The 8,390-nt window shown below is 64.7% G+C and carries 8 protein-coding genes; 4 read left to right on the top strand and 4 right to left on the bottom strand.

All coding sequences use genetic code 11. The annotated features are described in order from the left end of the window. Together KBY71_RS01535 and glnA are read right to left on the bottom strand one after the other, a co-directional pair. Positions 1-1,249, bottom strand: a 1,249-nt coding sequence (locus KBY71_RS01535) for a phage integrase SAM-like domain-containing protein (RefSeq protein ID WP_254927239.1), incomplete at its 3' end; no start/stop codon positions are given. Positions 1,250-1,318: 69 nt separating this feature from the next. Continuing rightward, positions 1,319-2,737 carry a type I glutamate--ammonia ligase gene (glnA, locus tag KBY71_RS01530; protein ID WP_254927238.1) on the bottom strand — a complete coding sequence of 473 codons (1,419 nt, stop codon included), beginning with the start codon at positions 2,735-2,737 and terminating at the stop codon, positions 1,319-1,321. Positions 2,738-2,945: 208 nt separating this feature from the next. Between glnA and KBY71_RS01525 the strand changes: the two genes are divergently transcribed. Further along, complete coding sequence (locus tag KBY71_RS01525; protein WP_254927237.1) at positions 2,946-3,464, top strand: allophycocyanin subunit beta; 519 nt, start codon at positions 2,946-2,948, stop codon at positions 3,462-3,464. Between the two features lie 36 nt (positions 3,465-3,500). Then, positions 3,501-4,706 carry an alanine--glyoxylate aminotransferase family protein gene (locus tag KBY71_RS01520; protein WP_254927236.1) on the top strand — a complete coding sequence of 402 codons (1,206 nt, stop codon included), beginning with the start codon at positions 3,501-3,503 and terminating at the stop codon, positions 4,704-4,706. On the opposite strand, the gene KBY71_RS01515 is transcribed toward KBY71_RS01520, so the two are convergent. Continuing rightward, positions 4,642-5,184: a nucleoside deaminase gene (locus KBY71_RS01515; RefSeq protein WP_254927243.1), complete on the bottom strand. Its 543-nt coding sequence runs from the start codon at positions 5,182-5,184 to the stop codon at positions 4,642-4,644. The two genes, KBY71_RS01520 and KBY71_RS01515, sit on opposite strands and share 65 nt — an antisense overlap. Positions 5,185-5,261: 77 nt before the next feature. On the opposite strand from KBY71_RS01515, the gene KBY71_RS01510 reads away from it, so the two are divergent. Together KBY71_RS01510 and KBY71_RS01505 are read left to right on the top strand one after the other, a co-directional pair. After that, a complete protein-coding gene (locus KBY71_RS01510) occupies positions 5,262-6,677 on the top strand; it encodes a pyridoxal phosphate-dependent decarboxylase family protein (protein ID WP_396095050.1) in 1,416 nt (471 codons plus the stop codon). Further along, positions 6,674-6,895: a hypothetical protein gene (locus KBY71_RS01505; RefSeq protein WP_254927234.1), complete on the top strand. Its 222-nt coding sequence runs from the start codon at positions 6,674-6,676 to the stop codon at positions 6,893-6,895. Before KBY71_RS01510 ends, KBY71_RS01505 begins: the two co-directional genes overlap by 4 nt. Here the strand turns inward: KBY71_RS01505 and KBY71_RS01500 are convergent. Next, positions 6,828-8,381 (bottom strand): YcjF family protein, encoded by a 1,554-nt coding sequence (locus KBY71_RS01500; RefSeq protein WP_254927233.1) that lies wholly within the window; start codon positions 8,379-8,381, stop codon positions 6,828-6,830. The two genes, KBY71_RS01505 and KBY71_RS01500, sit on opposite strands and share 68 nt — an antisense overlap. Positions 8,382-8,390 lie beyond the last annotated feature (9 nt).

Below are 8,390 nucleotides of genomic sequence, written 5' to 3'. Positions count from 1 at the left end.
ATTTATAATTCTTTTCCGCAAATACTTTCTCTATAAAATCACATCTCCTAAGCCCGGCAACCTCCTGAATTCTGCACCCTGTCATCGCCTGGATGAAGAAGGCGTCAAAACTTGGATCAGCTTTGCCTTGTTTATTTTTGCGCATCACAGAGCAAATCTGTTGTGCTGTCGCCTGGTCGATGCACCCGTCGTCCTCGAGGCCTCTAGCGCGATCCATTTTTGTACGAATAGATGCTGATCGATCCCTAGGTAGATTGTGAAATGGATTCGAATCTAGTAGTGCTTGTTTCATGGCAGAGTTGAATACACTCTGTACATATCTCAACTCCTTACTTGCGGTTGTCCTTCTTAGTCCAGATTGGCTGAACAAGAAATCACGGTACTCTTTGGCCAGGTCTGGATCTAGCCCGCTCGGAAGTTGAACTCTGTACGCCTTTGACAGCCAATTGCGTAGACGTTCAATTGCGCTACTGATCCCCTTGACAGTTCCTGGTGCTAGCCCATCCTTTTTCTTGGCTTCGAGCAGGTTATCCCAATTTGTTCCTCGTTTCTGGATTGACGGCGGCGGTGGTGCGACAACGCCGTCTTTTTTTGCAGCACCAGCCTTGGCTATATGCTCATTTACTCGCTGTCGAAAAACGGTGAAAATAGCCTTAAGACCCAGCTCGTCTGGGTTATAACCCTGATCCAAGCAAAGTCTTTGAATCTTCAGCTCTTCCTCGATAACGCTTTCTATGGTGCAGAAGACAAGCGGCCCAGGTGCAACTTCTTCTCCATCCACTTTGACGAAGGCAATCGCCTTCGAGTTTCTTTTCCTAGTTGTATTTGCATTCCCAATCTCCCTGTTTAACAGGCTCCAATGCTCTAGATTTAAATTTTGAAGGTTCTGACCGCGTTGATATCCCCTGATCCACAGGTCCGCGAGCGCATGCCCAATCGCCTGGAGATCCTCACCGCTGTAAACGGTGTGCGGGCGTCGCAGGGCATGCTTCCGCTCCAGTAGCTCACCTGTCCGACGCTGGCAATACGCCTTGGCCTCTGCAAGTGACCCCACAAGGCTGCCGTCGGGCCTTCTGATCCATTCGTCGTACTGCCCGTTGCGTTCAAAGGCGCCAGGGTGCTCCTTGGCGAGGTGGGCCCAATTCTTGATGAAGAAAAACCCCTCACGTCCTTGGCGCCGGTAAAGGCCAAGGCCACGAGGGGTCCCTTCGACTTTGGTTGGTTTATCCCTGCCCATGGTTCCGTCCAATCTTGTGGATGATCTTGGGGACCATTCTTGGGGACTTCTCAGTATTTGTCTACTGACAAGGGGTTTGGGTCAGGCGTCGTAGTACATCACGTACTCGTGGGGGTGGGGCCGCTGGCGCAGCTGCTGCACTTCCTCGTACTTGAGGGCGATCCAGTTGTTGATGAAGTCTTCGGTGAAGACGCCACCGGCCAGCAGGTAGTCCTTGTCGGCATCGAGGGCTTCCAGGGCGCCGTTGAGGGAGGCGGGCACCGTGGAAATCTTGGCCAACTCCTCGGCCGAGAGCTCAAACAGGTCGACGTCGGTGCCATCGCCCGGGTCGATCTGATTCTTGATGCCATCGATGCCGGCCATGAGCATGGCGGCAAAGCCAAGATAGGGATTGGACAGGGCGTCGCCGGAGCGGAACTCCAGACGCTTGGCCTTGGGGCTGGGGCCGGTGAGGGGGATGCGCACGGCGGCGGAGCGGTTCCCCTGGGAGTACACCAGGTTCACGGGAGCCTCAAAGCCCGGCACCAGGCGCTTGTAGCTGTTGGTGGTGGGGTTGGTGAAGGCCAGGAAGCTGGGGGCGTGCTTGAGCAGGCCGCCGATGTACCAGCGGGCCGTCTGCGAGAGGTTGGCGTAGGTGCCTTCGCCAAAGAACAGGGGGTTGCCACCCTTCCAGAGGCTCTGGTGCACGTGCATGCCACTGCCGTTGTCGGCAAACACGGGCTTGGGCATGAACGTGGCCGTCTTGCCGTATTTCTTGGCAATGTTGCGCACCACGTACTTGTAGATCATCACGTTGTCGGCCGCGCTGATCAGCTCGGCGAACTTGATTCCCAGCTCGTGCTGGGCCGTGGCGACTTCGTGGTGCTGCTTTTCGATCGGCACCCCCAGGCTGCCCATGGTGAGCAGCATCTCGCTGCGCATGTCCTGCAGCGTGTCGTTCGGCGAGACCGGGAAGTAGCCCTCCTTCAGCTGGATCTTGTAGGCCAGGTTGCCGCCCTCCTCGAGGCGGGCGGTGTTCCAGGGGGCCTCGATCGAGTCGACGCTGTAGAAGCTGCTGCCGCTCCCGGAGGTGTAGCGCACATCGTCAAAGATGAAAAACTCAGGCTCGGGGCCGAAGTAGGCGGTGTCGGCGATGCCGGTGGTGCCGAGATAGTTGAGGGCCTTCTGGGCCAGGGCACGGGGGCAGCGGGCGTAGGGCTGGCCGCTGCGGGGCTCCTGGATCGAGCAGATCAGGCTGAGGGTTTTGTGGCTGTAAAACGGATCGATCCAGGCTGTGTTCGGATCCGGCACCATCGCCATGTCCGATTCGTTAATGGCCTTCCAGCCCCGGATTGAGGAGCCGTCAAAGGCCACCCCATCGGTGAAGGCGGCTTCGTCGATCAGGTCGTTGCAGACGGTGAGGTGCTGCCACTTGCCATGGAGATCAACGAACTTGAGGTCGATCAGCTCAATGCCTTCGTCTTGGATCTGACGGAGGACGTCCTGGGCTGTTTTGGCCATGACGAACAGAGGGGTGGGTGCCGGCCGGAATGCGGCGTGGCGGGACGGTACGGATCGCCGGGGCCCCACTATGTAGCGCTTGCTACCAATCGGCGGGTGCTGCTTGCGTAACCGTTTCTGTCACTTTGCCCAAAACGCCCCCCTGGCCTGGGATCTGGCCGAATGTGAGTGCTAGCTTCCGCTGCAGGTGCGTCGATTCAATTCCGCCATGCGCGATGCCATCACCGGTCTGATTGGCCGTTACGACCAACTGGGCCGCTATCTGGACCGGGATGCCATCGACCGGATCTCCGCCTACTACTCGGAAGCTGAAGTGCGCCTGGCGGCGGTGGAGCTGATCAATCGCGAGGCGGCGGCCATCGTGCGCGAGGCCGCCCAGCGCCTGTGGCTCGCCGATCCCGAATTGATCTTGCCCGGCGGCAACGCCTACACCACCCGGCGCCTCTCCGCGTGCCTGCGGGACATGGATTACTTCCTGCGCTATGCCAGCTATGCGCTCATTGCTGACGACGCCAGCATTCTTAATGAGCGGGTCCTGAACGGGCTCGACGACACCTACAAGAGCCTCGGTGTGCCCACCGGCCCCACGGTGCGCAGCATTGCCCTGCTGGCCGATGTGGTGTGCGAAATGCTGCTGGATGCCGGCGTGACCGCCACCGCCGTGGTGCGGGTGCCCTTCGAGCACCTCTGCCGCGGGCTTGGCGCCACCAACGTGCGCGCCCGATAAGACCATCTGGCTGCTGCTTAGGCTCCAACCGATTGAATGTCCCTCCAGGCTTTGGCTTCTCTCCCCGTGCTGCCCCCCGTCAATTCAGCCCATCGCCGCACGCTGGGTCCGATCGCCACCCCTGACCGCCTGCTGCTGGGTCCAGGGCCTTCCAATGCCCATCCCACCGTGCTCCAGGCCCTCGCCCGCACGCCGATCGGCCACCTCGATCCCCTCTATGTCGAGCTGATGGGGGAGGTGCAGGAACTGCTCCGCTACGCCTGGCAGACCGACAACCGCCTCACCATTCCGATGAGCGGCACCGGCAGTGCCGCCATGGAAGCCACCTTGGCCAACACCATCGAGCCCGGCGACACCGTGCTGGTGGCGGTGAAGGGCTATTTCGGTCTGCGCCTGGCTGACATGGCTGGCCGTTACCGGGCCAATGTCGTCACCATCGAGAAGCCCTGGGGGGAGGCCTTCAGCCTGGCCGAGTTGGAGGAGGCCGTGGCCACCCATCGCCCCAAGATCCTGGCGATCGTCCATGCCGAAACCTCCACCGGCATCTGCCAACCCATGGAGGGCATCGGGGACCTCTGCCGACAGAACGACTGCCTGCTGCTGCTCGATACGGTCACGTCCCTTGGTGCCGTGCCCCTCTACCTCGATGCCTGGAAGGTGGACCTGGCCTACAGCTGCAGCCAGAAAGGCCTGAGCTGCCCTCCTGGTCTGGGCCCCTTCACCATGGGACCCCGGGCCGAGGCAAAAATGATGGCCCGCCAAGGCAAGGTGCCCAATTGGTACCTCGATGTCACCCTGCTGAACCAGTACTGGGGCAGCGATCGGGTGTACCACCACACCGCTCCGGTGAACATGAATTTCGGCATGCGCGAAGCCCTGCGCCTGCTGGCCGAGGAGGGTCTGGACGACGCCTGGGCCCGCCATCGCCGCAATGCAGAGCGCCTCTGGGCTGGCCTGGAGCGCCTGGGTCTGGAACTCCATGCGCCGGAACACCTGCGGCTTCCCACCCTCACCACGGTGCGGATTCCGGAGGGAGTCGATGGCAAGGCCTTCAGCCTGCATCTGCTCAACAGCCATGGCATCGAGGTGGGCGGTGGCCTCGGGGCCCTGGCCGGCAAGGTCTGGCGGATTGGCCTGATGGGCTACAACAGCCAGCCTGAAAACGTGGACCGTCTGCTCAATCTGTTTGAAAGCGAGCTGCCGGCTTTTCGCCCCGCCGCCCCTGCAGCCGTCGCCGTCTGAACCAGGCCGCTAACTGGTTCCCGGCCGTCTCCCCCAGCACCCCGCCCATCACCTCCATGTGGTGGTGGGCGCTGGCGTCGGTGGCGAGGTTCAGGCAACTGCCCAGGGCTCCGCGCTTGGGATCCGCTGCCCCGAACACCACGGTGCCCATGCGCGCCTGCACTAGAGCTCCAGCGCACATGGGGCAGGGCTCCAGGCTCACCACCAGGGTGCAGCCATTCAGGCGCCAATCGCCCCTGACTCGGGCGGCCTGGCTGAGGGCCACGATTTCGGCATGGCCGAGGGGGTCGCACCCGGCTTCCCGTCGGTTGCTCCCCCAGCCGATGCAGCGACCCTCTTCATCGAGAACCACTGCAGCCACAGGGATCTCCCCACGGGATCCCGCCCTTGCGCCATGGCGGAGCAGCCGCTCCATCCACTGTTCATGGCGGTTGGGCCGGACCCCGGGTTCCGGTTGAGGGGATGGGCTGAACTCCAACGCCCGAAAACCCGTAGCGACCCTTCCCTTGTAGCCCACCCCCGCAGGTGAGAATGGCCCGATCTGATCGTTCGTCGTTGGCAAGCGCGCCACCTGCCCCGCGGGCGAGCCAGCCCCTGCCCTTTGCCAGCCCGGAGCAGCTGGATCCGGTTCTGCAGGATTTTCTGGAGCAGGCCTCCCGCCAGCTCTGCGGGTGGCTGGGCACGGCTGTGCAGCGCTCCCCCCTGCCCGGCCTGAGCATGCTGCCGGCGGTGGAGCCCCAGCTGCAAGGGTTGGCCCCCGCTGCCTTGCTGGCGGATCTGCAGGTGGTGATGGATGGGGCTTACAACCCCAACCACCCCGGTGCCCTGGCCCACCTGGATCCTCCCCCGGTGGGGGCTTCCCTGGCCGCGGATCTGATCTGTGCAGGTCTGAACAACAACCTGCTGGCCGAAGAGCTCTCCCCCAGCCTCACCCGCCTGGAGCGCAGCCTCACCGCCTGGTTGGCGGAACGCCTCGGGCTCCCCCTGGGCAGTGGCGGTGTGGCGGCCAGTGGCGGCACCTTGTCCAATTTGATGGCTCTGGTCACGGCGCGGCGGAACCGGGGGCTGGCCACCGCCAGTGATGCGGTGGTCGTGGCCAGTGCCGATGCCCATGTCTCGCTAGCCAAGGCCTTGGCGGTGATGGGCTTGCCTGCCGATGCCCTACGGCTGGTCGCGGTGGACGGCGAGGGCCGGCTGGAGCTTCAAGCCCTCGACGACGAGCTGGCCGCCCTGGAGCGCCGGGGCCGTCCCGTGATGGCCGTCGTCGCCACGGCCGGCACCACCGTGCGGGGTGCCGTGGATCCCTTAGAGGGGATGGCCCAGATCTGCCGTCGCCGGGGGCTGTGGCTGCATGTGGATGGGGCCATCGGGGCCGTGTTTGGTCTGGTGGAGTCGCACCGCTCCCGGGTGGCTGGCCTCGAACTGGCCGACTCGATCACGATCAACCCCCAGAAACTCCTGGGCATCACCAAGACGTCGTCGCTGTTGCTGTTGGCGAGGCCCCAGGCCCTTGGGGATGCCTTTCATACGGGCCTTCCCTACATGGAGCCCAGTTGGGGCGGGGGCCACGGTGGGGAGAGCGGCCTGCAGGGCACCCGGCCGGCTGAGATCCTGAAGCTCTGGCTGGGGCTGCGACAGCTGGGGCTTAACGGCATCGAAGCGGTTCTCGATGGGGCGATCGCCCGCCGCCGCCAGCTGCATGCCCTGCTGGCCGGCCACGACCGTCTGCAGCTGCGGAGCGGCGCGTTTCACCTCCTGGCCTTCACGCCGGCGGGATTGGACAGTGCTGGTGCGGAGGCCTGGAGCCAGGGCACCCGTCAGCGGCTCTTGCAACAGCAGCTGATGCTGTCCCGCCCCCACTACGCCGGCCGCCATCACCTCAAGGCCGTGCTGGGCAACCCCCACACCCGCACCTGTCACCTGGAGACCTTGGCCTCGGTGGTGCAGGCCAGCCTGGAGCAGCTGCCATGACCGAGCCCCTCCCCAACTCCCCATCGCCCCGCGGGCGCTGGGTGGCGATCGTCACCGGGGCCATCTCCATCCTGATCGGCGTGCTCTATCTCGCCCTGATCGTGGTGCTCGACAGCCGTGGCCCGCTGCAGCCCCCCCCTCCCGAAGCCCTCAGCGACGCTCCGGCCGGGGCGGCAGGCTCGGCTGCTTGGCCTGCAGTGGTTCCACCACCCGCCTGAAGGCCGCTTCCAGAAACCGGCTCAGGGCACCGTCGCGGCGGTTGAGGTCGTACTGCTGTTGCACCACCTCCTGCACGCCCCCATCCCCCCAGTCCTGGTCGCGCTCGAAGTAGGTGGCAAAGCTGAGCCCCGCCACCCGGGTGAGCCAGGCAGCGCTCACCGCCTGAATCGCCCGGCTCAACACCAGGGCGGGCACGTTGAGGCTCAGGGCGGCCGTCAGCAGCCCCACCCCGCCCTTCACCAGACCGAGCCCGGCCATGGTGCGGCCCACGGAGAGGGCGAGATCCTGGGCGCTCTGGCGACTGAGGGTGATGCCGTAGACGCGGGCGATCTCCACCACCATCTGGGCATTGACCGCGGCCGCACCCAGCAGGTCGAGTCCTGGCAGGGGCGTGACCGCGAGCACACCGGCCCCGATCCACATGTAGCGATCGACGATGGCTTCCGCATCGCTGCGCCGTTGACGCGCCAGGAGGGAGCGGCTGGCCTCACTGAGCTGGCGGCATTGCAGCAGCAGGTTGTCGGCGATCAGCTCCTCGCCGTCGGCATGCAGCACGGCGGCGATGCGCCGCAACAGGGCCTGCACCTCGGCGGGCGGCTGCAGGGGCCGCCCACCGGGCATGGGCACACTCTGGGGGGCGGCACTGGCGGCAATGACGTCCTCGGCAGCGATCCGACCGCGGGTGCGCTGGCGCAGCAAGTCGAGCAGCCGGGACTCCTCCTGTTCGCCGCGTAAATCGCATTTGTTGAGCACCAGGATCAGCCGTTTACCGAGGCTCGCGAGGGCTTCAAACACCTCCATTTCGGTGGCCCGCAGGTCCCCATCCACCACCAGCAGCAGCAGGTCGGCCTTGCCGGCCTGGTCGCGGGCGAGGCGCTCGCGCTGCAGACCGGCAGCTCCGGCCTCGAGGATCCCGGGGGTATCCACCAGCCACACCGCGCGCTGCAGGCCCCGCAGTCTCAGGCGGTAGCGCTGGGTTTCGCTGGTGGAGCCCATGGCCGCCCCCACCTCCCCCACCAGCTCCTGCAGCAGCGCTCGGATCAGGGAGGTCTTGCCCGCCGACCCGGTGCCGAACAGCACGATCACCAGATCCCCGCGCTCCAGTTCGGCGGCCATGCGCTGGCGCTCGAGGCGCAGGGCTTCACGCTCCACCGCATCGCGCACCCGGTCGAGGGTCTGGTCGATGGCGGCCAGGTTCTGGGCGGCGGCCTCACGGCGATTGCCGGGCGGCGGCGGCGGCGAGGATCCATTCCGCTGCCGCCCTTTGCCGCCGAGGCTGCCCTGGATCCAGGGCCAGGCCAGCTGCACCAGCAGCACGACCAGACCGGCAAACACCAGGAAGAAGATGGGCTGAACGATCCAGGCCGGCAGCACCCAGCTCAGTTGGAAATACAGGGTGTTGATCGCCTGCAGCACCAACCCGACGACGATCAGCCCCAGCAGGCTCAGCCCGGCGATCAGCCACAGACGGGTGCGGGTGTTCACGGAGCGGCT

The sequence above is a fragment of the Cyanobium sp. T1B-Tous genome, from assembly GCF_024345475.1.
In the GTDB taxonomy this organism is placed as follows: Bacteria; Cyanobacteriota; Cyanobacteriia; order PCC-6307; family Cyanobiaceae; genus Cyanobium_A.
The sequence above is the reverse complement of the archived record's forward strand: the minus strand, read 5'-3'. Positions and strand labels throughout refer to the sequence as shown.

Coding starts and splice junctions, on each gene's coding strand:
- glnA (WP_254927238.1), bottom strand. CDS start 2,737: ATGGCCAAAACAGCCCAGGACGTCCTCCGTCAGATCCAAGACGAAGGC.
- KBY71_RS01525 (WP_254927237.1), top strand. CDS start 2,946: ATGCGCGATGCCATCACCGGTCTGATTGGCCGTTACGACCAACTGGGC.
- KBY71_RS01520 (WP_254927236.1), top strand. CDS start 3,501: ATGTCCCTCCAGGCTTTGGCTTCTCTCCCCGTGCTGCCCCCCGTCAAT.
- KBY71_RS01505 (WP_254927234.1), top strand. CDS start 6,674: ATGACCGAGCCCCTCCCCAACTCCCCATCGCCCCGCGGGCGCTGGGTG.